Consider the following 26331-nt stretch of genomic DNA (forward strand, 5'->3'; position numbering starts at 1 on the left):
GTTTAAACATACGAACATATAGTCCACATGCCTAGGCATGTTAACAACTCTTGCTTATAAGCACTCTTCTTCCAACGCCCCAACCAGTTCCTTCAATAATTCCACTGAAGACCTTAATGAAGCGGAATAATATCGTTGTGTGCCCTTCTGTTCTACAGAGATGAGCCCTTTTTCAAGCAATAACTTGAGATGATGAGATATAGCAGGTCGTGACAGGTTGAACTGTTCTGTAATTTCATTCACTGTCATGCTGCCCTTCTCACTAAGAGCAAGTAAAATCGCCTGACGATGATTGTCGCTAAGTACCTGGAATAAGGGGATGCAGGTTTGAAAAATAGATATCGCTTTTTGTCCCATAGTTTCACCTCTATATGTTCTACAGATATCACAGTTGTCATGACTGTTGGTTTAAACGTTTGAACCTAATGACTATAGTTTACTCCAGCATCTCGCTAACAGCAAGCTATATGCGATAGATTTTAGAACAACTTATATAAAGCGCTTCCACACTACCATACAAGTATGGTAGTATATCCTAGAAGGAGTTGAGATTATGGAATTTCCCCCTAGGTCTTCGTCCAAAGCCGAATTATTATCATCCTTAATAAACCCGTCTTCTCTGAACAAACAAACATTCTCTTCTCGTGAGGCGGTCTATACGACGTTGAAGCAGTTAATTCTGAGTTTAAAGCTGCCTCCCGGTACCGCCATCTCGGAGAAAGAGATCTCGCTTGAGTTCAATGTAAGTCGGACCCCTGTTCGAGAAAGCTTCGTCCGATTAGCGCAGGAAGGTCTGCTGGAAGTCTATCCGCAGCGAGGTACCTATGTATCTCTGATTCAGGTTGATCTTGTGGAGGAAGCACGTTTCATGCGTGAGCAGCTTGAGCGTGCCGTCATACGGCTCGCGTGTGTGCAATTTCCAGATGAACACATGAAAATACTGGAGCAGAACCTTGCGCAGCAGCAGGAATGTATACTTGAACCGGATGATGAACGAATGTTCGGATTGGATGAGGAATTCCATAGTACTCTCTTTGCAGGCTGTAACAAAAAAAACACCTGGTCCGTGATCCAGCATATGAACGTGCATCTGAACCGGAGTCGAATGCTCCGTCTGTCTTCGGATCATCATTGGGATCATTTGCTCGAACAGCATCGATCCATGGTTCAGGCGATACATCAGCACGATGCCCAAACGGCGGAGCACATTATGCAGGAACATCTGCATTTGACCGTTACGGATCTGGCTGTCCTGCGGGATACATACCCTTCCTATTTTCAATGATGATGGATCTACCTGTTCTTTAAACTAATCTTGATGAGGTGAATGTGATGAGAATGGTTTTTCGCTGGTTTGGAGAAGGCAATGATACCGTAACACTTGACCACATCCGGCAGATTCCCGGAGTCGAAGGCATTGTATGGGCGCTGCATGATGTTCCGGCAGGTGAGGAATGGCCCATGGACAAAATTCTGGCAGTCAAAGCTGCTGCAGATCAGGCTGGGTTACATCTGGATGTCGTTGAGAGTGTTAACATTCATGAAGACATCAAGCTCGGTCTGCCTACACGTGATCAATATATTGAGAATTACAAAAAAACGATGGAAAAACTCGCCCAGGTAGGCGTTAAAGTGATCTGTTACAACTTCATGCCGATCTTTGATTGGCTGCGTACCGATTTGCATAAGGAGATGGAAGATGGCTCTACCGCCCTCTTCTACGAGAATAGCAAAATCGCCGATATTGAACCGCTGGAATTGGTTCGACGCATCACTGAAAATTCCGCATTGACGATGCCTGGCTGGGAACCGGAACGATTGCAGTATTTAACAGGTCTGTTCGAAGCCTATAAGGATGTAGCAGAGGAAGATATGTGGGAACACGCCCGTTATTTCCTGCAGGAGATCATTCCTACTGCTGAACGGTTAGGTATTCGAATGGCCATTCATCCGGATGATCCGCCTTGGCCAATCTTTGGACTGCCAAAGATTATTACGAGCCAAGACAATGTTCGCAGATATCTGCACTTGTATGATAGCCCTTACAATAGTGTAACGTTGTGCAGCGGCTCTCTTGGGGCTAATGCGAACAATGATATTATCGGTATGATCCACGAGTTCAAGGACCGTATTCCTTTTGCCCATATCCGTAATGTCAAAATCTACGATAATGGAGACTTTATCGAGACATCCCACCGCAGTCAGGATGGAAATGTCGATATTGCCGGTGTTGTGGAAGCCTATCACGATATTGGATTTGAAGGTTATGCACGGCCGGACCATGGACGTCATCTCTGGGGAGAGCAATGTAGACCTGGGTATGGACTCTATGATCGGGCTCTGGGAATTATGTATCTGTGGGGCGTCTGGGACTCCCTGCAAAGGAGGTCAAAAGCATGAGTGACTTTGCCAAAGAAAGCTCAAGCCGTCTGGAAGGCAGAGTAGCTGTAATTACTGGTGGAGCAGGTGTTCTATGTCGTTCCATGGCTGAAGAGCTCGCACGCCATGGTGCAAGTGTAGCCATTCTGAACCGTACCGTATCCAAAGGGGAAGAAGTTGTTGCGGCAATCGAGGCTGCGGGTGGAAAAGCGATCGCTGTAGCTTGTGATGTGACCCAGGCCGATAGTGTAACAGCGGCAGCAGCTGTTGTTCAAGAGAAGCTTGGACCTTGCGATATCCTTATTAACGGAGCGGGTGGCAACAATGCCAGTGCTAATACCACCAATGAAATTTTCAGACAGGAAGATTTGCAACAGCCGGATATCACTACTTTTTTTGATGTAAGTGTCGAGGGATTCCGTCAGGTGATGGATCTGAATTTTGTCGGGTCCCTCATCCCTACCCAAATCTTCGCAAGACAAATGATTGAACGTGATGTTCCAGCTACTGTCATTAATATTTCGTCCATGAGTGCCCCTTCGCCGATGACCAAAGTTCCTGCGTATAGTGCAGCCAAAGCGGCGATTAACAATTTCACGCAATGGCTTGCGGTACATCTGGCCGAATCGGGAATCCGGGTAAACGCCATTGCACCAGGATTCTTCCTGACTGAACAAAATCGTAATCTGCTGCTTAAGCCGGATGGCTCGCCGACCGAACGTTCAAGCAAAATCATTGCGCACACGCCAATGCGTCGCTTCGGCAAACCGGAAGATCTTCTAGGCACGCTGATGTGGCTGGCAGATGAACGTCAGTCCGGTTTTGTTACAGGTACGGTTATTCCTGTGGATGGTGGGTTTATGGCGTACTCGGGTGTTTAACCGCAATATTATTTACTTTTAATTGGCCTGACCGATTTAAAGATATGTATCGAATGATTAACCGAAGCCTGGAGCACTTAGCCAGGTTTCGGTTTTTTGCGTTCAAGAATAAGATTATCCAGCCTAGGAAAAGCTTGTTATAGACCACAAAATATGCTGGGTGGAATTAAAAATTACATCAAGCATTTCATTTTCAATCTGTAAGACGAAGCGAAGGAAGGTGATACATACATGATGGAAGAAACATGGGTTGTTGCTGTGCGATCGATTATCGCCTTTCTGACCCTGATCATCTATACCCGGGTGCTGGGCAAACAACAAATGGGCAACTTGACGTATTTTGATTACATTAACGGTATTACGATCGGTTCCATCGCAGGTACATTTGCGACCGATCTCTCCTCCAAGGCATGGATTCATTTTGTGGCCTTGACCATTTTCACCATTATCACGATTATCTTTCAGTATATTACGTTGAAAAATCGTACCATCTCCAAACTGATGGACTCTGACCCTACACTGATCATCCAGAACGGTAAAATTCTCGAACAAAACCTGAGTAAAATGCGTGTGAAATTCGACGAATTGACCATGATGCTGCGACAAAAAGATGTATTTGACATCACTACACTAGATTATGCCATTCTTGAACCGGACGGCAGTCTCTCTGTTGTGTTGAAACCCGAGAATCAACCTGTAACGGCCAAAGACATGCATATGCATCCTCCTAAAAATAAGCTGATGACCGAGATTATCATTGACGGTTTGCTGATTAAGCAAAATCTGGAGGAACGAAACAAAGATACAAATTGGCTCAGCGAGCAGCTTAAGAAGCAAAAAGTGACGATACAGGATATTGCTTTTGCCGCCATATTGCCTAACGATAAATTGTATATTGATCTATTTAAGGATAAGATCACCGAAAAAATCGATATGGGCGATTATGAGGGGCCTTTCTAAATTTACATGAAGGAGGCGATTGAATGAAATCGCGTTTCTGGTTGCTTTATGTGCTTCCGATCTGCCTCATTCTTGTGTTCGTTGCGATAATGGCAAGCGGGGCCCTTCTCAAAAAGCCCTTTGGTGCTGATGATCGCTTGCTTGAATCTGTACAAACATTGCAGAAACAGGTTGAGGGCAAACAATGGACTGAAGCCAAGTCCCAAATCGATTACGCGATGAAAGCCTGGGACAAGATCGTCAATCGCATACAGTTCAGTGTGGAGCGTGAGACTATTTACGATATTCTGGGTACCCTTGCGCGGATGAAGGGCGGTATTGCCGCAGAGGACGATAAGGCGATCATGGAAGAAATTTATTACTTTTATGTGTTATGGGACAATCTTGGAGATTGACACGAAGACACACAAAAAGGCACTCTCCTTTAATAAAAGGAAGTGCCTTCTCTGTTTTTTAAACATTACGCCCGCGCAATCCACGGGATTTTGAAGTGCGGGCTGAGCTTTCTTTTCGGAAAAAGAGCGTAAGTGCCCCCTTCGCACACCACAGTGCAAACAGTGCAAACAACGTTCCCCAGAACAGCGCTGGTAGAAATGTCTGCTGAGCGAGATTGGCTGCATCCCCTGCCCGGGACGGCTGTGTCCAGGACAATAGCCCGACGTACATGGCACTAACTACGGACTCTTCCAGCGTGAGGAAAGCCAATAATAAATAATAAAATTTCGCGATTTTGGCACCAAAGATCATAATCACAACATTCAGCGCACTAAAGCCTGTAAGCCAGAGCATGCCGAATTCTCCCCTTACATAGAAGAGAAGCGATACAAGAGCTACACCCGTCATAATGCCGAGCCCCCACATGTGCCGCCCTTTCCGGTAAAGATAGAATAGCAGCCAGGCAAAAAGGGACGCCGTGACATACCCCGCTAAGGAAACCAATATAGATCTGCCTGGTGTTAGCATGGATGAATATGTAACGCCGCTGTGATCTGCATACAATTCAATACGCAATACTTTGCCCGATAACAACAGTGTTACCAGCGCATGGCCAAATTCGTGAATCATCGTATCCAGGTTACGGAACAATGAAGAAAAAGGTATAAAGCGAGTCAGTAGCGCCGATCCCACCAGAAACAGTATGGTTTTGAGCCATTTATTCAATCAGGTCCTACCTCCCTTGCCTCCAAGTAAAAATGCCTATCACTGTACTACGTCGCTACACTATAATCGTTTCGATCCGTGAAATGTGCCGCGCAATATTGCATCCACCAGCAGAAACTCCGGTTATGACCGATGAAAAAAGAAGACAGATCATACCGACCCGTTCCTGTCTCCAGTGTAGCAAGCAATCTGCTCCGCATCTTCGACAGCGCAAAGTTCACAAATCGATCGGCTGCCTCGTTTTGTACAAGTGTAACATAGGCATAAAGGGAATGATCTATCGGTTCATCGAGTGGGCTTACACCAGCGCAAGAAAACTCGGTACGTACGCCCGCTCTGTGAAGGAAAGTCAAGGCAGCGACAAGTTCAGCATCCACTTCGACATCGTTCCAAATCTCCGTCCTCTTCGCTGCCACGGTCTGCTTCTCGCGTTCCGTCCACTGCATTAACTCCAGCTTGCGTCTTCTCCATAGATGGGCAGGTTGCTGGCTTAACAGCACTTCCTGTTCTTCATGTAAATCCATAAGGCGTTTCCTCCCGTTCCCCGCATGATCTCCGTCACCTTGAACAACGAAAAGAGCACATCCCTGTGCTCTCTGCGTGGCCAAAGGCAAAGGAATGGCTGTGCCATTCCTCAGCATGTTGTATTATTGTACCTTTTTCGATGACAGGCATCAAATGGGTTTTCTTTTTTCGTAAACTCTACTTGTTAATAAGCACAAACGCTATTCATTCAACGCCAGTTTCAGTGCCTCCAAATTCTGCCGCATTACACCGATGTAATCCATTCCAGCTGCGATTTCCTCTTCCGTCAATCCTTCAATTGGGTTCAACACAGCTGTTTTGGCTCCTACTTCGTTGGCGATAGTCTCTGACACTTTGGATGAAACCAACGTTTCGAAGAAAATCGTCTTCACCTGATGCTCCTTGGCAAAATCAATAACGGATGCCATTTGCGCTGCGGAAGGCTCTTGTTCAGGAGACAGACCGGCAATCGGTACTTGCTGCAGACCGTATTCCTGTGCAAGATAGCCGAATGCAGCATGCTGTGTGATGAAATCTTTACGTTTGCTGTCTGCTACAGCTGCTTTGAAATCCTGATCCAGTGCCTCCAGTTTGGCAATGTAGGCATCGGCATTTTGCTTGAATTGATCCGCATGTTCAGGTGCAGCCTGTGCAAGTCCAGCCTCAATATTCCGTACTTCCTTCACGGCAAGTGCAGGTGACAGCCAAACGTGGGGATCAAGTCCACCGTGATCATGATCATGTGTATGTCCTTCTTCTGCTTCAGCGTCATGATCGTGATCATGCTCCTCTGTTGTGGCTTCATCCGCATGATCATGCGTGTCCGTTGTATCGCCATGTTCGTGATCATGCTCATCTTCTTCCGATCCTTCCAGCAGATCAATCCCATGGCTTGCCTCTACTTGAATGAGTTTGGAGTTGCTCAGACTATCCGTAACTTGATCGATCCAGGATTCCATTCCCGCCCCATTATAGACAAGCACATCCGCTTTTTCGATGCTCGCAATATCCTGTGGTGTCGGCTCCCAATCATGCGGCTCCATGCCCGCAGGAACGAGTGTATGAACATTAGCCAGATCTCCAGCTACATTTTTGGTGAATTCGTACATTGGATAAAAGCTGACTTCAACGTTCAGTTTGGCTTCTTCAGTCTCGGCTGGTACCGGCGTGTTGGCCGAGCTGGTACTGGAATCGGAAGCGGACTGATTTTGTCCACAACCAGCTACGATAAGTGTAAGACTGAATAATAATGCAAGAGCTGAGTTTTTATTGAATTTCATGTGGCGTATTCTCCCTTGAATGTATGAATAGAGTTGCACGTTGTTGTTTTCTCTCTTTACGATGACGTTTACGGTTATATCGTCCAATCAGCTTTTGCGCTGATATTCCAATCAATAGAAAGACCAACAGGATAAGAGCAATCGTTCCTCCCGGTGGTGTGTTTAGATGGTAAGAGGTTGTTAGTCCGCTAAAGATACCGATCAATCCAGTGACGACTGCAATAAGGATTGCTGTTGCAAAGCTGCGTGACAATCTCAGTGCCAGGGCAGCGGGCAGTACGATTAAAGCAGACACAAGCAATACGCCAACAATCGGCATGGCTGAAGCAACAGTCATTCCTGTCAGGACAGCAAAGGCAAAGGATAAACCTTTAACCTGAATGCCTCCAATGGAAGCTGTCTCTTCATCAAACGTCAAATTGTACAGTGGCCTTCTGAGTACGATGAAAAAAATCAGTCCGATGACGCACACAGCCGCCATAATCCACAACTGCATATCACTAACGGCAACGATGGAACCGAACAGGTAAGAGCTAAATGTCTTGGACAGATTGGTTTTCAGACTCATGAGCACTACAGCAAGGGCCAGCCCCGACGTCATAATGATCGCTACAGGTACCTCGCTATATGTCAGGTAATTTCGCCGGAGTTGTTCCACCAGCAATGCGCCGATAATCGCAATCGCAAATCCACAGATCACGGGATCTAGGTTCATCACTGAACCCAGGGCAACCCCTGCCAATGAAACATGGGATAACGTATCCGCCATCAGCACCTGACGCCGCAGCATCAGATAAACTCCTAAAATTGGAGCAATGATTCCGATCAGTCCGCCTGCCCAGAAAGCACGCTGCATGAATTCGTACTCAAACACTGCCATTCCTCACTTTCTTGCCGCTCCAGGGTAATCGTCCGGTCCAACCGGTTGCCCATCTCTTCTAATCCGTGGGTGACCATAACAATCGTCAGTCCATGGACGTCTGCATAATGGCGCATCAGATCATAGAACCCTTCACGGCTGCGCCGGTCCATGCCTGTAGTCGGCTCATCCAGTACAAGCACCTGCGGCTGGCCTGCCAATGCTCTGGCAATGCAGATTCGCTGCTTTTGTCCACCAGACAGTTCGCCAACCCTGGCGTTGCGGTATTCCCACATGCCGACTTCCCGCAAGCTTCGTTCCACAATGGCTTCCTGCTCGGATGTAAATCTGCGGAACAAGCCGAGTTTGTGGTAACATCCGGATCGCACCAGTTCGATCACCGTACTGGGAAATCCACTGTTGAACGATGCTACCTGTTGAGGTACATATCCGATGTTCAGCTTACTGCCACGTACGGACTGTGCATTCATATGTACCGTGCCGCTCCAGGGCTGTAACAGCCCCAGCAGCAATTTCAGCATGGTTGTCTTCGCAGAACCATTTGGTCCTGTAATGCCGACAAACTCCCCCACATGGATATCCAGTGACAGCTGGTCAATGACTGGCTCTTTGCCGTATCCGAATACCACATCACGCATGGAAGATAGAATCATGGTTTTTCCTCTTTTCGTAATTATTACGATGTAAAAATGACAAAAAAAATTATCTTGTTTCCCGGTGAATGGTCATCTTCTTCAATCGTGGTGAATACTTCTTCAATTCGATCCGTTCCGGATGATTACGCTTGTTCTTGGTTGTTGTATAGTTGCGATCTCCGCACTCGGTGCAAGCTAAGGTTACAATGACTCTCATGGAAATGGCCTCCTTTGATTTATCTAATCGTAATTATTACTATTTAATGAGTTTAGCCCATGCTTTTACGTTTGTCAACTCCACGCAGGAAATGGATCTTTCAGTTCTCGCCAGTTCATTATCATCTCTTCGTCGGTTAGCAGTGTCTCATCTAACGTCCGTTCGATCTCCAGTCGGTCCATGTCTATCCCGATGAACACCAGCTTCGTAATCCGATCGCCCCACTGCTCATCCCAATCCGGAATAGGGGGAAGTGTATCACCAAAATGCATTTGTCGCTCTTCTTCACTCATCGCGCCTACCCACAACCCGGCTGGTCCCAACTGCTTGGATGTTCCCGCATGACTAAACGACACCGCCATATGGTTACGTGTAGCCAGCCACATTAAGCCCTTGGAACGAACAATACTCTCAGGCCATTTGGCAATCCAACGCAGCAAACGCTCCGAATGAAACGGACGTTTCCGATGGTACACGAACGAGTGAATGCCATACTCCTCTGTCTCGGGTGTGTGTTCTTCCTTCATTAATTCGCGGATCCAGCCCGCAGACTGGCTTGCTTTTTCAAAATCAAACCGTCCGGTATTCAATATCTCCCTCGGGTCAATCTGTCCATGTGTGGTGCGAATAAGTCGAGCTTCCGGCTGCATCGCGTGTAGTGCTTTCTCAAGTTTGAGCAGCTCGTCTTCCGTTACCAGATCACACTTGTTCAGAATCAGCACATCACAGAATTCAACCTGATCCGTCAGCAGATGAACGATCCCCCGTACATCATCCTCTCCGGCTTCCTGCCCCCGATCCTTCAATGTTTCTTTGGAATAGAAGTCACGCCAGAACTGGGCAGCATCTACTACCGTTACCATCGTGTCGAGCCGCGTAAATTTCGTCAAATCAATCCCCAGCTCTTCATCAATATACGTAAATGTCTGGGCAACGGGGACTGGCTCTCCAATACCTGTCGATTCAATCAATATATAGTCAAAAGAACCATCCAGCGCAAGCCGCCCCACCTCTTTCAGTAAATCCTCACGCAGCGTGCAGCAGATGCAGCCATTGGACATCTCCACCAGCTTTTCATCAATACGTGACAATCCACCACCATCCCGGATCAAGCCAGCGTCAATATTAACTTCACTCAGATCATTCACAATGACAGCGACTCGCATACCCTCCCTATTGTGAAGCACATGGTTAAGCAATGTCGTTTTGCCTGCGCCCAGATATCCACTTAATACAGTCACCGGAACTCGGGGTTGTACCTGTTGTTCTGTCATTTCAATTACTCCCTTCCATTTATCCTCTTAAAACTAAAAAATCGGAATGCTATGTAGCTTCCACTCGACCGATGGGCTGAAAAATAATGATTAATTAATAGTAATTATTACGATTAACAAAATAAACTATACCTGAACCTCGTTTCTTTTGTCAACATAACAAGTTTTGCTCAAGATATGTAAATCGTAAAAATGTTGATTAATTACGGAGAACGAGTATGATGCGGACGGTACAAGCATATATTTTAGCAAAGTCCCGGTTCTGGAGGTCTATCCCATGAAAATGGCAGCCAATCTTAAGCTCCTGTCATTCCTGATTCCCTGCGCATTTCTTGTTCCCGTGTTGATCACGATGGCTCCCAATCTGAAAGAAGCTTGGAACAGTGAAGCCTTTCAAAATATGAAAACGATATTCATCAGCATTTTTCTCGAAGCTGCTCCATTTCTGCTCATAGGGGTGCTGTTGTCTTCGCTAATGCAATGGTTTGTTTCTGAGGAAATGATTCGCAAACTAACGCCCAAGAACCCCGTTGGAGGTGTGCTGGTGGCGGGTCTGCTGGGAATCATTTTCCCGATCTGCGAATGTGGTATGATTCCGGTCGTTCGACGGTTGATGCATAAAGGCATACCGCCCTATATCGCGGTGACCTTTATTCTTAGTGGCCCTGTTGTAAATCCAATTGTCTTTACCGCGACCCTGCTCGCTTTTCCTTCCCATCCCGAAATTACGATCGCCCGTATGGGACTGGCCTTTGCAGTTGCAGCTGCCATCGGCGGTCTGGTGTATATGTTCGTCCGTCAGAATCCTTTGCGCAAACCGAAGGCTACAGTGACGGAGGTCAAAACACATCCCGGATTTAAAATGGCACAGCCTCATTCCCATTCTGCCGATCATGATCACGTTCACGATAAAAACTGGCGCAGCTTTTTCATCCATGCGGGTGACGAATTTGTAGATATGAGCAAATATTTGGTGATTGGTGCTCTAATAACAGCCTGCATTCAAACCTTTATCAGCCGCAGTGATCTCATTTCTCTGGGTAATGGGCCTGTTGCCTCCTATGTCTTCATGATGGGTTTTGCGTATGTATTGTCTCTCTGTTCGACATCCGACGCATTCGTAGCCTCAGCCTTCTCTCACACGTTTGCGTTAGGGCCACTACTATCCTTTCTCGTTCTTGGTCCAATGCTTGATTTCAAAAGCACATTGATGCTGCTTTCTACCTTCCGCACCCGGTTTGTTATTGGCCTGAGCCTGGCCATTATTGCTTTGGTTTTCGCAGGATCATGGTTGATTAACCTTTTGGTATGAGCATTTATGAATGTATTATCTGAACAAAAGAGGTGATTACATGAACCATCCTGGTTATACAGCGACCAAAGCTCCGGTTACCAAATCTCATCCTATCCAATGGCATAACCTGATTCGTGCGCTGTGGATCGGCGGGCTCGCTGTATACATCATTCGTTTGAATTCAACGGATTCTCTTCATTATTACTTGGCTCCAACGATGCAGCGATTGCTTCTATGCTGCCCTGTTCCCTTTTTGTTTATTGCCGCCATCATGGCCTGGCACGGACTGTTTGGTACTAGCCAGCTCCATTGCGACTGTGAGCATCCACCTCCTTCAGGATGGGTACGCAGCTCGCTGATATATGGATTGATTGCCATTCCATTAATACTTGGTTTTCTTTTGCCAGATCAGGCACTAGGCAGTTCTATGGCCAGTAAGAAAGGCATGTCCCTAACGTATGGACCTCCGGAGATTCGTCGAAAAGAACCCTTACCTGATACAGCAGAACTGGACATTAAAGATCTATCCAAAAAAACTGCAAATGTTGAATCATCTGTGCCTGCCACGAAAGTACAATTTGTTCCCCCGGATGAGTATAGTCGTGAATTTGCTGAACTTGCAGAGAAGTTATATGCGGAATCTGTCATTAAGGTATATCCCGAAATTTTCTCCGAGACATTGGGGTCCATCGACATGTTTCAACGACAATTCGCAGGCAAGGCCATCAGCCTTACCGGGTTTGTATATCGAGACAAAAGCATGGAGCATGAATCTCATTTTGCATTAGGACGATTTCTTGTGATGTGCTGCCCGGCAGACGCGGCACCCTTTGGCGTGATGATTCATGTCCCGAATGCAGACAGCTTTCCTACAGACAGTTGGGTACAAATCGATGGCACCATTGGTTCTGCTCAAGTGAATGGCGAAGACACCATTGAGATTCGGGCGACGAAAGTAACTCCGGTTGATCAGCCATCCACCCCTTACATTTACACCAGTGCAGATTCAGTTGTGACGTATGATAATTTGCATAATAAATAAGAAAAAGCCCCGAAGCTATGGAATGCACAGCTTCGGGGCTTTAAATTCAATTCAGGCATAAGGTTAACCTTGTTTGCCTGATATATTATTCAGTTACGATATCATGCACCAATACCGGAGCATCGGCATGATCTGCAATGGTAATGTTTTCTTTGATCTTCGCGATTACGTCTGCTACGTCTTCACGATTGGCATGGATTGTTACGAGTGATTCGCCAGCTTTAACCTGGTCACCTACTTTTTTGTTGAGCATCAAGCCAACAGCGAGGTCGATCTCGGATTCTTTTGTTGCACGGCCTGCGCCAAGTAGCATTGCAGCAGTACCGATTTCATCAGCGACGATACCAGCTACATATCCGTCTTTATCTGCTGGTACTTCAACCAGATATTTCGCTTGTGGCAAGCGATCCGGGTGATCTACAACTGAAGCGTCTCCGCCTTGATTTGCCAGGAAGTCTTTGAATTTATCCAATGCTTTACCGTTCTGGATTACTTCTTTCAATTTCTCCTCAGCATGCTCCAGGGAGTCTGCTTTGCCAGCAAGGAATACCATTTGACGTCCAAGCGCCAGACAGAGTTCTTCCAGATCCTTCGGTCCTTTACCTTGCAACGTAAGGATGGCTTCTTTCACTTCAAGCGCGTTACCGATAGCGAGACCTAGTGGTTGAGACATATCGGAAATGACAGCCATCGTTTTACGTCCTACATTGTTACCGATGCTTACCATCGCATGTGCCAGTTCTTTTGCATCTTCAGTTGTCTTCATGAATGCACCAGCACCCGTTTTAACATCCAATACGATCGCATCGGCACCTGCTGCAATTTTCTTACTCATGATGGAGCTGGCAATCAGTGGGATGGAGTTAACGGTAGCTGTAACGTCACGCAATGCATAGAGCTTTTTGTCTGCCGGCGTAAGGTTTCCACTTTGACCGATAACGGCAACTTTATGTTCGTTAACGAGGCGGATGAACTCTTCTTTCTCAAGCTCCACGTGGAAACCTGCAACAGATTCCAGTTTGTCCGTTGTGCCACCAGTGTGACCCAATCCACGTCCGGACATTTTGGCAACTGGAACATCCAGAGCAGCAACAAGCGGTGCCAGTACCAGCGTTGTAGTATCACCAACGCCTCCCGTGGAGTGCTTGTCTACCTTGATACCTTCGATGGCAGACAGATCAATGGTCTCGCCCGAGTTTACCATGGACATCGTCAAATCTGCGCGTTCCTTGTCAGACATATCCTTGAAGAATACAGCCATCGCCCAAGCGCTGACTTGATAATCAGGGATATCGCCTTGTGTATATCCTTGAACAACAAAGTCAATCTCAGCTGTTGTCAGTTCTTTCCCGTCGCGTTTCTTAGCAATAATGTCTACCATTCTCATGATGATCTCTCCTTCGTTGTGGGTGATTTGTATAGAACACTTTGTGCAGAGTCCGTTCCGGCCCCGGATCGTTCTTTCGATCGCTGTTGTCTCCAAATTTCTTTGAATAACCTTTCATAAGGTTGAAATTTGGAGACAAAGGCGAACGCTTCGCTTCTTTAGAATCGATTCCGGTTCCTCCACTACGCTCGTGGAACAAAAGTTTCGATTAAAATCAATTGATATTGATAAATTAAGTGATTTTTACAGCGTAATTGCTGTTTCCAGTGCTACTACCATCATGTCGTTGAACGTTTTTTGGCGCTCTTCGGCGGAAGTCTCTTCACCTGTCAGCAAGTGGTCACTTACTGTCAGGATCGTGAGTGCGTTTACGCCAAATTTGGCTGCGAGTGTGTACAGTGCAGTTGTTTCCATCTCAACGCCCAGTACGCCGTGCTGCATCAATTTCTCAGTCACGGAACGGTCGTCACGATAGAAGGAATCGGAACTGAACACGTTTCCGACATGGATTTTCATGCCTTTGGCCGTTGCGCGGTCATAGGCTTCTTTCAGCAGGGAGAACGACGCGATCGGGGAGAAATCATATCCGCCGAATACGAGCTTGTTCATGCTGGAATCGGTACATGAAGCTTGAGCAAGGATAACATCACGAACACGTACATGTTCTTGCATACCTCCGCAAGTTCCAACACGAATTAGGTTTTTCACACCGTATTCGCTGATCAGTTCGTTGGCATAGATGCTGAACGATGGAATCCCCATGCCCGAGCCTTGTACCGAGATACGGTGTCCTTGATATGTACCCGTGAATCCGAGCATTCCGCGAACTTCGTTGTAACAAACAACATCTTCAAGATACGTATCTGCAATAAATTTTGCACGCAATGGATCTCCTGGCAAAAGGATTGTTTCTGCAATATCTCCGGGTTTAGCTCCAATATGTGTACTCATGATTAAATCTCCTCCAGTTATCCATATGATTGAATGAAAGTCAGGAACCGGAGCAGCCGAAGCTGCCCCCGTGGTCATCCTGTCCGACTTTGTGTTTCAAGAAAATATCAGTTTTCCCCATGTTCAGTTAAAGATAAGAATGTTGACTATTTCAAATCTTTCAGGAAGCTTGTACCATATTCCGGCAGTTTCACTCCGAAGTTCTCAGCTACTGTTGCTCCAACATCAGCAAACGTGCTGCGCAGTTCAAGCTTTTTACCCTCGTTGAAGCGTGGAGAGTAAACAAGCAGTGGCACATACTCACGAGTATGGTCCGTGCCGCGGTAGGTTGGGTCATTACCATGGTCAGCTGTGATGAGCAGCAGATCATCGTCTGTCATTTTGCTAAAGATCTCTGGCAGTCGAGCATCATACTCTTCAAGCGCCTGAGCGTATCCTTGTGGATCACGACGGTGACCGAATAGGGCATCAAAATCTACCAGGTTCAGGAAGCTGAGTCCGGTGAACTCTTCATCCATCGTTTCGGACAGTTTGTCCATGCCATCCATATTGGAGACAGTACGTACAGTCTTGGTTACACCTTCTCCATCGTAAATATCTGCGATTTTACCCAGAGCGATGACATCAAAACCACCATCTTTAAGTTCATTCATCACGGTACGTCCAAACGGTTTGAGCGCATAATCATGACGATTCGCTGTACGCTTCCAGTCACCAGCTTCACCTACGAATGGACGTGCAATAATACGACCCAGCATATACGGATCTTCAAGTGTAATTTCACGGCAGAACTCACAGATCTCATACAGTTCCTTCAATGGAACAACGTCCTCATGTGCTGCAATTTGCAGAACCGAATCTGCGGATGTGTACACAATAAGCGCGCCAGTTTCAACATGCTCCGCACCCAGCTCATCCAGAATTTCCGTGCCGCTGGCCGGTTTGTTCCCAATCACTTTACGGCCTGTTTTTTCTTCAATGCGCTGAATTAACTCATCCGGGAACCCGTCTGCGAACACACGGAATGGAGTATCAATGTACAGGCCCATCAGTTCCCAGTGACCCGTCATGGTGTCTTTCCCTCTGGATGCTTCCTGCATCTTGGTGTAAAAGGCTTTTGGTGCATCCGCTACAGGCACACCTTCAATTTCCTTAATATTGGACAGTCCAAGACTGGCCATATGCGGCATCTTCAATCCTCCGCGTTCACGTGCAATGTGACCAAAGGTATCGACGTCGAAATCATCGAATTCCGCTGCATCCGGCGCTTCACCAATTCCCACTGAATCCATAACGATTAAATGTACTCTTTTGAATGTTGACATAACTTAAGCACTCCTTCCAATAATCCGGCTTTACAAGAACAGTCCGGCGATGATCGCAGACAGTACGCTGACGAGCGATGCACCGTAAAGCAGTTTCAGACCGAAGCGGGCCACCACATTACCTTGTTTCTCATGAAGTCCCTTCACCGCACCGGCAATAATACCGATTGAGGAGAAGTTCGCGAACGATACGAGGAAGACGGATACGATCCCTGTTGTTCTGGCAGACAATGCAGTCTGTTTGGTCAGATCAAGCATGGCAACGAATTCGTTGGATACCATTTTGGTAGCCATAATACTTCCCGCCTGAATCGCTTCTTTCCAAGGAACACCCATAATGAAGGCAAATGGTGCAAACACATAACCAAGCAGTTCCTGGAACGAAATGCCGAGCACTGCACTGAAGATCCCGTTAACCAGTGCGATCAGAGCAACAAAACCGATTAACATTGCAGCTACGACGATCGCAACTTTGAAACCATCCAGAATGTACTCGCCCAACATTTCGAAGAAGGATTGTTTTTCCTCTTCCTGTACTTCCAATATATCTTCTTCCGGAGAAACCTCATAAGGATTCACGATGGAAGCGATGATAAAACCGCCAAACAGGTTCAGCACAAGTGCCGTAACCACATACTTCGGATCAATCATGGACATATAGGCACCGACAATGGACATCGATACCGTGGACATCGCCGAGGCACATAAAGTGTACAGTCGATGTTTAGGCAGCAACCCAATTTGTTTTTTCACAGAAATGAACACTTCAGATTGCCCCAATACAGCCGAAGCAACCGCGTTATATGATTCCAGTTTGCCCATTCCGTTGACTTTGCTTAATACCAGACCAATATATTTTATAACAAAAGGCAAGATTCGGATATACTGCAATATCCCAATGAGCGCTGAGATAACGACGATCGGCATCAATACACTGAGGAAGAACGGCGCGCCCCCACTGTCTGCACCAACGGTAGTCAAGCCACCGAATACAAATGAAATACCGTCATTCGCATAGCCAAGTAAACTTTCAAATACGGTCGCGAAACCGCCAATCAAAAATGTACCCACTTCTGTGTTCAATAATGCGTATCCCAATATTACTTGCAAAACAATCATGATGATTAGCGGACGATATCTGATCTTCTTCTTACCGTTGCTGACCAGATAAGCCAGTCCAAAGACAACAAGTATACCAAGAAGGGCAATTAGGAATTTCATTCTATCTCTCCTTTGAAGGTAGTTAAGCCGGATGTTCATTCAGCTCAAAGGTTTCCCATATATGTGATGAATTAACCTTTCAGAAAACGGTTGAAGCGCTTACAATAAATTCGGTTTTTTATGATTGGGTTTTATTTAAAATATAAATTTGGATCAGCTTTAAAACTTGTTCTTCACATCCATCGAGAGATATGAAGAACAAGTTAAAGCATCCAAGCAATCCATCTAGTGAAATTTATCGAGCCAATTACTCACGAATTAATAATTAGATGTAGATTGTTCGCCTTGCATGATTTTCACACCGGAACTGGCGCCAATCCGAGTTGCTCCTGCATCGATCATTTTTTGCATGTCTTCCAGACTACGCACGCCGCCGGAAGCTTTAACGCCTACATCCGAACCTACGGTACGACGCATCAAAGCGATATCTTCTGGTGTTGCTCCACCCGTAGAGAAACCTGTGGAGGTTTTGACAAAATCAGCCCCAGCTTTTACCGCTGCCTGACATGCACGTACTTTCTCTTCATCCGTCAACAGACAAGTTTCAATAATGACTTTCACCAAAGCTTTACCCGCTGCTGCTTCAACAACTGCACGGATATCCTGTTCAACAACGTCATCTTTGCCATCTTTCAAAGCACTAATGTTGATGACCATATCCACCTCAGTAGCACCTTTAGCGATGGCGTCTTTGGTTTCGAATGCTTTGGTCTCGGAAGTGGAAGCTCCCAGAGGGAAACCGATAACAGTACAAATATCGACGCCAGTACCTTGAAGCTGTTCAGCAGCATAAGCAACCCAGCCCGGGTTAACACATACAGAAGCAAATTGATATTGTTTCGCTTCTTCGGTCAATTTGGCCATTTCACTTTGTGTTGCATCTGCACGAAGCAAGGTATGATCTATCATTTTGGCTAATTGTGGTGTAGTCAATTCAATCTCCCCTTATCTGAACTAGTTATTTTCTATATCCCTACCCTAACATGAACATATGTAAAAATCAATATGAACTTTTGTTCAACCTTGAGATTTAAACACATTCCATGGAAACTTCACTAAACAAACGACTTCGCTTACTGGGAGGAATCGTATAATATAGCTTCTGCCTAAGAAAGCAAAACATCCGCCCATGTCGCGTGGCAGATGTTGTCATCCATTGCATTATAATCGAAGCAAAGCCTGAGCTGTGTATTGATCTGTTACCAAAATGTTGGCGTAATGACCTTTGAGCGCAGCATGAATGGCTTCTATTTTACGTTTTCCCCCGGCCACGAGAATCGATTTTTCCTTATTTCGCAGCTCAGCCAGATCAATTCCGACGGTTCTGTTGTTAATTTCTTCACTGATCAACCGGCCCTCGGCATCAAAAAAACGTGAACAAATGTCACCTGCACCTGAATGCATCAGCAATTGCTGTTCTTCATCATTAAAGTACCCCAGTCTGAACAAAAGTGCATCTTCCTTCACTGTACCTACGGTAAACATGGCAATATTCGCCTGTCGGCCAAGTTCCACAATTCTGCCAATATGTCGGTCTGCTTCTACCATTTTCTTGACTTCAATGTTGTCGAAGATCACGGGCAAAGGCAAATATCGGGGAACCGTATGGAAAGCTTCCGCAAATAAATGAACAATTTCTGCCGCATACGTATTCACATGGGAATGGCTTACGCCTCCCTTAAGTTGAACCACTTCGACGCCTTTGACCTGCTTGGGACGAAGCTGACGGGCGACGGCGTTCATCGTTGTCCCCCAGGTTACCCCAATAATGTCCGCATCCTGAACCGTATCTTGTAAGTAATCTGCTGCTCTTTTACTAATATGTTTCAAAATTTCTTCATCACTCTTTAACGGGGCAAAACATACAAGCGCAGTATCCAGATTATACTTGGCTTTGAGTTCCCCGGCGATAATGTCGATATCCTCCAGCGGGTCCATAATTTCAATGCGAACGTAACCACGATCTTTCGCGTACTGAAGTAATCTTGATACCGTTGGACGTGACACGCCCAGCCTGACCGCAATATCCTGCTGGCTGTAATCCGATTGATAATACAATTTCGCTGCTTCAATGCTTAATCGTTGCTTCTCCAGATCCATTCCCATATGCGCTCATCTCACTCATCCCTAGTATCGTTCGATTCACCTTACACCAATGTATTATACATGATTGAGTACCAGGTCACTATCCAGGTATAAAACGTTACAAACGATGCATACTACATCGGTCGCTTATTAATGTCAGCCCTTTTTGGCAAAAACATCATAGAGAGGAAGAACCGTATGTCTACATTATTGTATATTACTGCCCATCCTCATGATCATGAAACTTCTTTCAGCATGGCTGCAGGTAAAGCGTTTGTGGATGCATATCGTGAAAGCCATCCCTCGGATGAGGTTATTCATCTGGATTTGTATCGCTCGGATATTCCTCATATTGATGCAGATGTATTCAGTGGTTGGGGGAAACTTCAAACCGGCAGCGAATTGACTTCTGAAGAACAGACCAAGGTTCAACGTTTGAATGAATTATCGGATCAATTCGCATCTGCTGACAAATATGTTTTTGTGACACCGATGTGGAACTTCTCTTTCCCTCCAATTATGAAGGCTTATATCGATTCCATCTGCGTGGCTGGTAAAACGTTCCGTTATACGGAACAAGGCCCGGTTGGATTGCTCTCCAACAAAAAGGCACTGCATATTCAGGCTCGTGGCGGCATTTATTCCGAAGGGCCTGCGGCTCAGATGGAATCCGGTCATCGTTACCTGAGCATTATTATGTCTTTCCTTGGTGTGCCGAAGCTTGAAGGCATTTTTGTGGAAGGACATAACCAATATAAGGAACGCGCAGATGAGATCAAACAACAAGCTATAGAAGAGTCACGTACACTCGCTAAACAGTTCTAACCCTTAAATAAACAAGTACAGCAACAAACACAAAACCCGCATGCCAACCCATGGAATATTAATTCCATAGGACGGCACGCGGGTTTTTATTTTTTTATAATAAACGTTAGAGCTTTATTGATGTCCAGCGCTAGCACGGCTCATGGTTTCAAGTTTGCGAGTAATGGCATGTCGGTCCACTTTCAGTCCCCAAATGGCTTCAATAATCTGTTCTTTCTCTTCGGGACCCTCGGCATTTTTCAATTGCATTAACAGATCATGCATCTGTTCGTTAATACCTTCAAATTGACTCCAAAGATCCTGTCTAACCTCGGTTGAATCCAGATGATGATTAGCATCCACTTCTTCTTTCAATGCTTGCAGAATGGCCTCTTTCCACTCCTCATCACCTAGCTGTTTCGCTATGTTCAGGAGATCCAGATAATCGTCAACAAGAAGTGAGTTCAGTTCAGCATGTGTTTTCATCGTTTATTGCATCCCCTTTGCATCTATTTACCCAGTATTATACTCGGTATTTCGGGATATGCAATACTTGTCGAAAAAAGTTAGTTATTGTATTAAGGACTATTGGATGATTATGGGTCAAAATGAGTGCTTTGTGATGAACGAACAAACATTCGATCTATGTTTAGTTAAAAAGTAAGCCTGGTATGTTCTTTTACCTTTTCTATCAGAAACCGACACAATATAAAGCCGATTACCACATACACACCAATCATGCCCACAATGCCAATCCAACCCAGATGGCTGTAAAGTAGGCCCCCTCCAGTTCCGCTGACACTTGATCCCACGTAGTAGAAAAACAAATACAAGGCATTAGCCTGGGATTTATGCTGATCCGCCACGAGTCCAACCCAGCTACTTGCGATGGAATGTCCGCCAAAGAAACCAAAGGCAAACAGCGCAAGTCCAATTATTTTGACCCAAAGATCTGGGTGAATGGTACAAACTGCACCAGCCAGTATAATACCCAGCGCGATTCCAAGGACATTCGATCTTCCATACCGATCTGCAAGCCTGCCCATCCAGGTGCTGCTCAATGTACCCATAAGGTACACGACAAAAAGGCTACCAACGACAGATTGGCTAAGATGATAAGGTTTTCCAGTCAATTCAAATCCGATGTAGTTGAACAACGTTACGAAGCCACCCATCAGAAGAAAGCCCAGTCCATACAGGCAAAGTAAACGTGTATTCCGACACTGTGACCACAAAAGAGGAATGATCTTTTTGAATCCAGGAGTCTCTTTGACAAAATGGCGGGATGGCGGGATGACCAGCCAGAAGATAACGGCCGCACATAGGCCAAGAATACCGATAAAACCAATTGCGGCACGCCAACTGAGCCAGTCTGTGATCACGCCGCTGATAAAACGACCAGCCATACCTCCAATCGAATTTCCGCTGATATAAAGGCCCATAGCATACCCTAGACTGGAAGGCTCAATCTCTTCAGACAGATATGTCATGGCTGTCGCGGGCAACCCGGCAAGTGCAACTCCCTGGAGAATACGAAGCAGAAGCAGCTCAGTAAATCCAGGGCTAAACGCACTAATCATTGCAATAATAGATGAAACAACTAAAGCTGCTGTCATAATAAAGCGTCTTCCCAATGAATCAGATAAGGAACCGATGAACAACATGGTCAGTGCCATGGCAATCGTTGTAACTGAGAGGGTCAGACTGGAATGTGCAGGCGAGATCGCAAATGCCTCGCTAATCTCGGGCATCAGGGGCTGGAGGCTGTATAGTAACGCAAAAGTCACAAAACCTCCGGCAAACAGCGCAAGGCTAATGTTACGAAACGTCTTAGTTCCCTGCTGAATCATGATATTCCAACTTTCTCGGCAGAAAAGCTCCATGATCGGCTGCTGACTGATCGCTTGGCTGAAGCCTTCCATTAATCGTTATTTAATGAACAGTTTACGCTCCATATGAGTCAAAAACTCATATCCATCTGGAGTTACAACAACCGTATCCTCGATTTGGAAGCCACCAGCGCCGAGCTCATAATATGGCACCTCCACACACAGTACCATGCCAGGCTCCAGTATGCGCTGGTCACCAGGAGAGAGAGTCATGTCGTCGTACAGTTCCAAGCCAATGGCATGACCAACATGCTGGCGTCGGTAATGAGGAATTCCCTCACGTTGCACGCGAGACACAGCCGCATGAAATACGTCGGAAGCCTTGACGCCAGGACGTACGGTTTCAAGTGCAGTCTCCCATCCACTTTTTACAGCATTAAAATGCTTTGTCATCCAGGGAGTTGGCTCTCCTGCTACAACGGTACGTCCTGTATCTCCCCAGTATCCTTCCAACTGCAAGCACAGATCAAAGCGGATCTGATCTCCTGACTCGATGGTATGAAAATAATTTTCGATGAGCGGAAGCGCACTGCGCGGACCCGCCCCTACCGCAGTCATTGCAGGTGTCCCGCCTGCTCTCATCACAGACAGCCGATAATGGTCGGCAAGCTGCTTCTCATGAACACCGGCTGCGATCAGATCAATCAGCTCTTGCTCAATTCTCTCATTTACTTGGGCAGCCTGTCGGAGCTGCTCAATCTCCAAAGGTGTCTTAACCAAGCGGATTTGACGAAATAGCTTGTACGCGTGAACAACCGCTCCTTGAGGAGCATCCTCCTTGACCCGTGCCAAAAGTTCAGGAGCAATTCGCATCTCATCGATCCCAATCGGTTGATTCTCGATGTCGAGCTGTTTCAGTGCAGCTTTAAGCGCTTCTATCGGCCCCGGATGAATGACTGTCGTTTGTAGCAGAGAGTAGAACAGATCAATATCATCCGTAGAAGGTTTGCCTTCGATCGAACCTTCCACGAAGAAGTCACTGTAGGCAAATATATCTACTCCCGTGATACCGAATTGAGCCACAACGCCCAAACGATTCGTCGGGATGACGATACATGGCCGAGCGGATCGGTCGGCAGGTAGAATGGCGTAAATCTGCATGGTCCAGTTGCTCGCGCGTAGCTGGGAGCCGATGACATAGTGAATATTTTCCGGTGTGGTTGCGATCAGGGCACTAAGTCCCTGAGTTTTCATTACATCTTCCGCTCGGTCCCGGTTTAGACCCGAGCTATGGGATATATGAAGTGAATTGTTCATGATTCAGTCCTCCTTTTGTTTTTCCTGCCCCCAAACAAACTCTCAAGTCCGGGTACTGAGCGCAGTACCAGCTTGATGATCATGAACAAGGCCAGTGCAAAAGCGATAAGTACGACAGATACAACCGCGATCGTCGGGTCCTGCCACTTCTCCATATACAGGAACAGTTGTATCGGTAGTGTGTAGCTGTCCTGACGAAGCAGCAGCAATGCAGCCTCTACCTGATCAAAAGTGAAGACAAATGCGATTGATCCTGAAAGGAGCAGAGATAGTCTAAGCTGTGGCAAGGTAATTGTAAAAAAGATACGCAGTGGACCTGCTCCAAGGTCTGCTGCCGCCTCTCGATGTGCGGGCTGCAGATTGGCTAATGCACTGCCTACAAGAGTTAGCACGAATGGAAGCACGATGACCGCTTCACCCAAAATAAGAGCGAACAATCCGCCTGCAATATGCATTTTGGAGAACAAAATTAGATACGCAATACCAAGCGTAATTTTCGGCATAACCATTGGGGATACAAAAAAGGCTCTTAAGATGCCAGCACCCGGGAAAGGGTAATGCACGATAGCCAGCGCTGCAAGTGTTCCGGTAATCAGCGCCAGCAATACCGCACCAGTGGAAGCAATTAGACTGTTCTTGAATGCAACGAGAAATTGAGTCTGCTCTCCCAGATTTGCATACCACTTCAGGGTAAGACCTTCTGGAGGGAATTTACTGGCCGATCCGGAACCTACAGATGTCAATAGGATCATTAGCAACGGCAATAGTAGATAAACCGCCACGGCTCCTGCAAATATATAGAGCAGCAGTTTGGTGAGCCTGTTGGACTTAACCATAAGCCTGACCTCCCTTCCGGGAACGACGGAACATCAGCATTTCCGCTCCTTTATTGACCAAAAGTGAAACGATGATGGAAGAAATGAGCAAGAATATACTTGCTACCGCAGCCATCGGCCAGTTGGTATCCAGTGTTCGCTGGTAAATAAATACTGGCAGTGTCATGACTCTGCCTCCGCCAATCAGTTGAGGCGTTGTAAAGGCCGTAAGGCATAGCGTGAATACAATCTGTACCCCGCTAGCAATACCTCTCGCTGATAAAGGTAGGGTAATCGTCAGGAATGTCCGCCAGCTTCCTGCTCCCAGATCCTGAGCAGCCGCTTTTAGAGAAGCGTCACTTTGCGACAATACATTCAGGATCGGAAAGACCATGAACGGCAGAAAAATATGAACAAGTGCGACGACCACACCAGTCTCGTTATATATCATACTGAAGCCTTCATCCGTAATTCCAAGCCGTATGAACAGCCAGTTCATAAAGCCCTGTTTGGATAGCAACAGCTGCCAGCCATAGGATCGCACAACTGCGCTGACAAGTAGCGGAAGAAACGTAAGCAGCAGCAACAATTGCTTCATGCCCGTTTTCTTTAGGCCTGCTATACAATAAGCTAGCGGGTATGCAAGCAGCAGGCTCCATAGCGTAACCTTGAAAGCAACGCGAAACGTGGTGCCTATCAGTTTCCAATAGTAAGGATCGGACAGAAAAGCGCGATAGGCGTCCCACTCCCAGCCCCGGATGAGCTTGCCATTTTCATAGATATCAAAGCTGTACCTGCCAAAGATAAGCAGACCACCCAGATACACGATGCCCATCAGGACCAGTGCAGGCAGCAGAAGCAGCAACTGGGTAATCCATCGGCGGTTTTTGGATGAATACAGATTCACGATCCGATCCGCAATCCGATTCATATCCCTTCCTCCTGTGCCGGATCTTGCAGCATTGGTTCGGATAACAAGAGCGCATCCTCCGGATCAAAGCCAATCCGAATCGGCTCTCCCGGGCTAAAACGAGAGGCTCCCCGCTGATGCAGTACACTGGCCTGAACCAGAAACTCCTCAGCAATCTGGATCGTGTAACGAATATTTGCCCCGCCATACACTGCTTCTATGACACGTCCATCCAGCTTATTCAGGCAAGGAATCGCATCCTCTCCAAGTCGAATATATTCGTTCCGAATGGACAACGAGTGCCGGGCACCTACTATGGCAACCGGGGTGTCCTCACCTGTCTTCACCAGCAGCGAATACCCGAAGCATTCAACCCGGATTCCATTCGTATCCTGTCCAAGCACCCTTGTTGCCAGAAGATTGGTATCGCCAATAAACTTGGCTACGAAGCTGTCTGTCGGTCTTTCATAGATTTCATCCGGCGTAGCATATTGCAGCAGCTTGCCAGCGCGTATGACACCGATCCGGTCTGACATATTCATGGCTTCATTCTGATCATGCGTTACAAAGATGAACGTACCACCGAACTCTCGTTGTATGCGTTTTAGTTCGCGCTGCATATCCAGACGCAGTTGCATGTCCAGTGCGGAAAGTGGCTCATCGAGCAGTAAAACTTCGGGTCTGTTGATTAAAGCGCGAGCAATCGCTACGCGTTGAGCCTGCCCCCCAGACAACTGGGAAACAGCTCGTCTACCATAATCTCCGAGCTGGACCAACTCTAACATCTCATGTACTTGCCTCCTGATATCGGCTTTCGGTACCTTCTTCACCTTTAGCCCATAGGCGATGTTGTTGAACACGTCCATATGCGGGAATAGCGCAAGCTGTTGAAAAATCATGTTGCTGTTACGACCATAGGCCGGGATGCCGGTTACATCCCGACCTCCCAGCAAAATGCTCCCCTGATCCGGCTGCTCAAGTCCGCCAAGCATCCGTAGAAGTGTTGTTTTGCCGCAGCCACTCGGGCCTAACAGGGAAACGAATTCTCCCTTCTTCACCTGCAATGACACATGGTTAACCGCGGCTCGCTCTCCGTAGGTCTTCGTAACTTCTCTTGTTTCGATGGAAATGGGTTCTTGTTCACTGCTCATCTCTGTTT

Annotated in this window: 28 protein-coding genes; 8 read left to right on the forward strand and 20 right to left on the reverse strand. The window is 46.6% G+C overall.

What is annotated here, in order from left to right; genetic code table 11:
• Nucleotides 1-54: 54 nt before the first annotated feature.
• On the reverse strand, nucleotides 55-357 hold the full coding sequence (locus ACR1R9_RS11370; protein WP_076288684.1) for an ArsR/SmtB family transcription factor: 303 nt from the start codon (nucleotides 355-357) through the stop codon (nucleotides 55-57).
• A 196-nt stretch (nucleotides 358-553) separates the two neighbouring features.
• Between ACR1R9_RS11370 and ACR1R9_RS11375 the strand changes: the two genes are divergently transcribed.
• The 5 genes from ACR1R9_RS11375 to ACR1R9_RS11395 all read left to right on the forward strand — a co-directional run bounded on the left by ACR1R9_RS11375 (nucleotide 554) and on the right by ACR1R9_RS11395 (nucleotide 4615).
• Entirely contained in the window at nucleotides 554-1285 is a 732-nt protein-coding gene (locus ACR1R9_RS11375) for a GntR family transcriptional regulator (RefSeq protein ID WP_433921005.1), read from the forward strand.
• A gap of 47 nt (nucleotides 1286-1332) precedes the next feature.
• Nucleotides 1333-2400 (forward strand): mannonate dehydratase, encoded by a 1068-nt coding sequence (uxuA, locus tag ACR1R9_RS11380; RefSeq protein ID WP_433921004.1) that lies wholly within the window; start codon nucleotides 1333-1335, stop codon nucleotides 2398-2400.
• A complete protein-coding gene (locus ACR1R9_RS11385) occupies nucleotides 2397-3260 on the forward strand; it encodes an SDR family oxidoreductase (RefSeq protein WP_076288682.1) in 864 nt (287 codons plus the stop codon). The genes uxuA and ACR1R9_RS11385 overlap by 4 nt, the downstream gene beginning before the upstream one ends.
• A gap of 231 nt (nucleotides 3261-3491) precedes the next feature.
• Complete coding sequence (locus tag ACR1R9_RS11390) at nucleotides 3492-4220, forward strand: DUF421 domain-containing protein (protein WP_083678848.1); 729 nt, start codon at nucleotides 3492-3494, stop codon at nucleotides 4218-4220.
• A gap of 23 nt (nucleotides 4221-4243) precedes the next feature.
• Nucleotides 4244-4615: a DUF4363 family protein gene (locus ACR1R9_RS11395; RefSeq protein WP_175382932.1), complete on the forward strand. Its 372-nt coding sequence runs from the start codon at nucleotides 4244-4246 to the stop codon at nucleotides 4613-4615.
• A 58-nt stretch (nucleotides 4616-4673) separates the two neighbouring features.
• Here ACR1R9_RS11395 and ACR1R9_RS11400 read toward each other — a convergent pair whose 3' ends face one another.
• From ACR1R9_RS11400 to ACR1R9_RS11430, 7 genes are all read right to left on the reverse strand, one after another.
• Complete coding sequence (locus ACR1R9_RS11400) at nucleotides 4674-5381, reverse strand: M50 family metallopeptidase (protein WP_433921003.1); 708 nt, start codon at nucleotides 5379-5381, stop codon at nucleotides 4674-4676.
• 47 nt (nucleotides 5382-5428) lie between these two features.
• Nucleotides 5429-5905 (reverse strand): hypothetical protein, encoded by a 477-nt coding sequence (locus ACR1R9_RS11405; protein WP_076288680.1) that lies wholly within the window; start codon nucleotides 5903-5905, stop codon nucleotides 5429-5431.
• Nucleotides 5906-6106: 201 nt separating this feature from the next.
• The gene (locus ACR1R9_RS11410; RefSeq protein WP_433921002.1) at nucleotides 6107-7186 is read right to left on the reverse strand and encodes a metal ABC transporter substrate-binding protein; all 1080 of its coding nucleotides are present in this window, start codon (nucleotides 7184-7186) and stop codon (nucleotides 6107-6109) included.
• Entirely contained in the window at nucleotides 7173-8066 is an 894-nt protein-coding gene (locus ACR1R9_RS11415; RefSeq protein ID WP_433921001.1) for a metal ABC transporter permease, read from the reverse strand. The genes ACR1R9_RS11410 and ACR1R9_RS11415 overlap by 14 nt, the downstream gene beginning before the upstream one ends.
• Nucleotides 8012-8719, reverse strand: coding sequence for a metal ABC transporter ATP-binding protein (locus tag ACR1R9_RS11420; protein WP_433921000.1), 708 nt, complete (start codon nucleotides 8717-8719; stop codon nucleotides 8012-8014). The genes ACR1R9_RS11415 and ACR1R9_RS11420 overlap by 55 nt, the downstream gene beginning before the upstream one ends.
• Before the next feature lie 49 nt (nucleotides 8720-8768).
• Nucleotides 8769-8918, reverse strand: coding sequence for a 50S ribosomal protein L33 (rpmG, locus tag ACR1R9_RS11425; protein ID WP_024631975.1), 150 nt, complete (start codon nucleotides 8916-8918; stop codon nucleotides 8769-8771).
• 74 nt (nucleotides 8919-8992) lie between these two features.
• A complete protein-coding gene (locus ACR1R9_RS11430; RefSeq protein ID WP_433920999.1) occupies nucleotides 8993-10192 on the reverse strand; it encodes a GTP-binding protein in 1200 nt (399 codons plus the stop codon).
• A 277-nt stretch (nucleotides 10193-10469) separates the two neighbouring features.
• Between ACR1R9_RS11430 and ACR1R9_RS11435 the strand changes: the two genes are divergently transcribed.
• Both ACR1R9_RS11435 and ACR1R9_RS11440 read left to right on the forward strand, forming a co-directional pair.
• Nucleotides 10470-11504 (forward strand): permease, encoded by a 1035-nt coding sequence (locus tag ACR1R9_RS11435; protein WP_099853898.1) that lies wholly within the window; start codon nucleotides 10470-10472, stop codon nucleotides 11502-11504.
• Between the two features lie 40 nt (nucleotides 11505-11544).
• Nucleotides 11545-12528, forward strand: coding sequence for a TIGR03943 family putative permease subunit (locus tag ACR1R9_RS11440; protein ID WP_433948957.1), 984 nt, complete (start codon nucleotides 11545-11547; stop codon nucleotides 12526-12528).
• 85 nt (nucleotides 12529-12613) lie between these two features.
• Here ACR1R9_RS11440 and ACR1R9_RS11445 read toward each other — a convergent pair whose 3' ends face one another.
• From ACR1R9_RS11445 to ACR1R9_RS11470, 6 genes are all read right to left on the reverse strand, one after another.
• Nucleotides 12614-13915 carry a pyrimidine-nucleoside phosphorylase gene (locus tag ACR1R9_RS11445; protein ID WP_326065488.1) on the reverse strand — a complete coding sequence of 434 codons (1302 nt, stop codon included), beginning with the start codon at nucleotides 13913-13915 and terminating at the stop codon, nucleotides 12614-12616.
• Nucleotides 13916-14158: 243 nt separating this feature from the next.
• A complete protein-coding gene (gene deoD, locus ACR1R9_RS11450; protein WP_076288673.1) occupies nucleotides 14159-14866 on the reverse strand; it encodes a purine-nucleoside phosphorylase in 708 nt (235 codons plus the stop codon).
• Between the two features lie 146 nt (nucleotides 14867-15012).
• A complete protein-coding gene (deoB, locus tag ACR1R9_RS11455; protein ID WP_076288672.1) occupies nucleotides 15013-16191 on the reverse strand; it encodes a phosphopentomutase in 1179 nt (392 codons plus the stop codon).
• Between the two features lie 30 nt (nucleotides 16192-16221).
• A complete protein-coding gene (locus ACR1R9_RS11460; protein WP_076288671.1) occupies nucleotides 16222-17412 on the reverse strand; it encodes a NupC/NupG family nucleoside CNT transporter in 1191 nt (396 codons plus the stop codon).
• Nucleotides 17413-17670: 258 nt separating this feature from the next.
• On the reverse strand, nucleotides 17671-18321 hold the full coding sequence (deoC, locus tag ACR1R9_RS11465; protein WP_433923726.1) for a deoxyribose-phosphate aldolase: 651 nt from the start codon (nucleotides 18319-18321) through the stop codon (nucleotides 17671-17673).
• 252 nt (nucleotides 18322-18573) lie between these two features.
• Entirely contained in the window at nucleotides 18574-19512 is a 939-nt protein-coding gene (locus ACR1R9_RS11470) for a sugar-binding transcriptional regulator (protein WP_053780650.1), read from the reverse strand.
• Nucleotides 19513-19695: 183 nt separating this feature from the next.
• On the opposite strand from ACR1R9_RS11470, the gene ACR1R9_RS11475 reads away from it, so the two are divergent.
• The gene (locus ACR1R9_RS11475) at nucleotides 19696-20322 is read left to right on the forward strand and encodes an FMN-dependent NADH-azoreductase (RefSeq protein WP_433920998.1); all 627 of its coding nucleotides are present in this window, start codon (nucleotides 19696-19698) and stop codon (nucleotides 20320-20322) included.
• Between the two features lie 114 nt (nucleotides 20323-20436).
• On the opposite strand, the gene ACR1R9_RS11480 is transcribed toward ACR1R9_RS11475, so the two are convergent.
• From ACR1R9_RS11480 to ACR1R9_RS11505, 6 genes are all read right to left on the reverse strand, one after another.
• Nucleotides 20437-20787, reverse strand: coding sequence for a hypothetical protein (locus ACR1R9_RS11480; RefSeq protein ID WP_063563897.1), 351 nt, complete (start codon nucleotides 20785-20787; stop codon nucleotides 20437-20439).
• A gap of 167 nt (nucleotides 20788-20954) precedes the next feature.
• The gene (locus tag ACR1R9_RS11485) at nucleotides 20955-22223 is read right to left on the reverse strand and encodes an MFS transporter (RefSeq protein WP_433920997.1); all 1269 of its coding nucleotides are present in this window, start codon (nucleotides 22221-22223) and stop codon (nucleotides 20955-20957) included.
• A 6-nt stretch (nucleotides 22224-22229) separates the two neighbouring features.
• Nucleotides 22230-23447, reverse strand: coding sequence for a M24 family metallopeptidase (locus tag ACR1R9_RS11490; protein WP_433920996.1), 1218 nt, complete (start codon nucleotides 23445-23447; stop codon nucleotides 22230-22232).
• The gene (locus ACR1R9_RS11495; protein WP_433920995.1) at nucleotides 23444-24283 is read right to left on the reverse strand and encodes an ABC transporter permease; all 840 of its coding nucleotides are present in this window, start codon (nucleotides 24281-24283) and stop codon (nucleotides 23444-23446) included. Before ACR1R9_RS11495 ends, ACR1R9_RS11490 begins: the two co-directional genes overlap by 4 nt.
• Nucleotides 24276-25193, reverse strand: a complete 918-nt coding sequence (locus tag ACR1R9_RS11500) for an ABC transporter permease (RefSeq protein WP_433920994.1) — start codon at nucleotides 25191-25193, stop codon at nucleotides 24276-24278. Before ACR1R9_RS11500 ends, ACR1R9_RS11495 begins: the two co-directional genes overlap by 8 nt.
• Nucleotides 25190-26323, reverse strand: a complete 1134-nt coding sequence (locus ACR1R9_RS11505; RefSeq protein WP_433920993.1) for an ABC transporter ATP-binding protein — start codon at nucleotides 26321-26323, stop codon at nucleotides 25190-25192. Before ACR1R9_RS11505 ends, ACR1R9_RS11500 begins: the two co-directional genes overlap by 4 nt.
• Nucleotides 26324-26331: the final 8 nt, after the last annotated feature.

This window comes from Paenibacillus taichungensis (genome assembly GCF_050994985.1).
Classification (GTDB): Bacteria; Bacillota; Bacilli; order Paenibacillales; family Paenibacillaceae; genus Paenibacillus; species Paenibacillus taichungensis.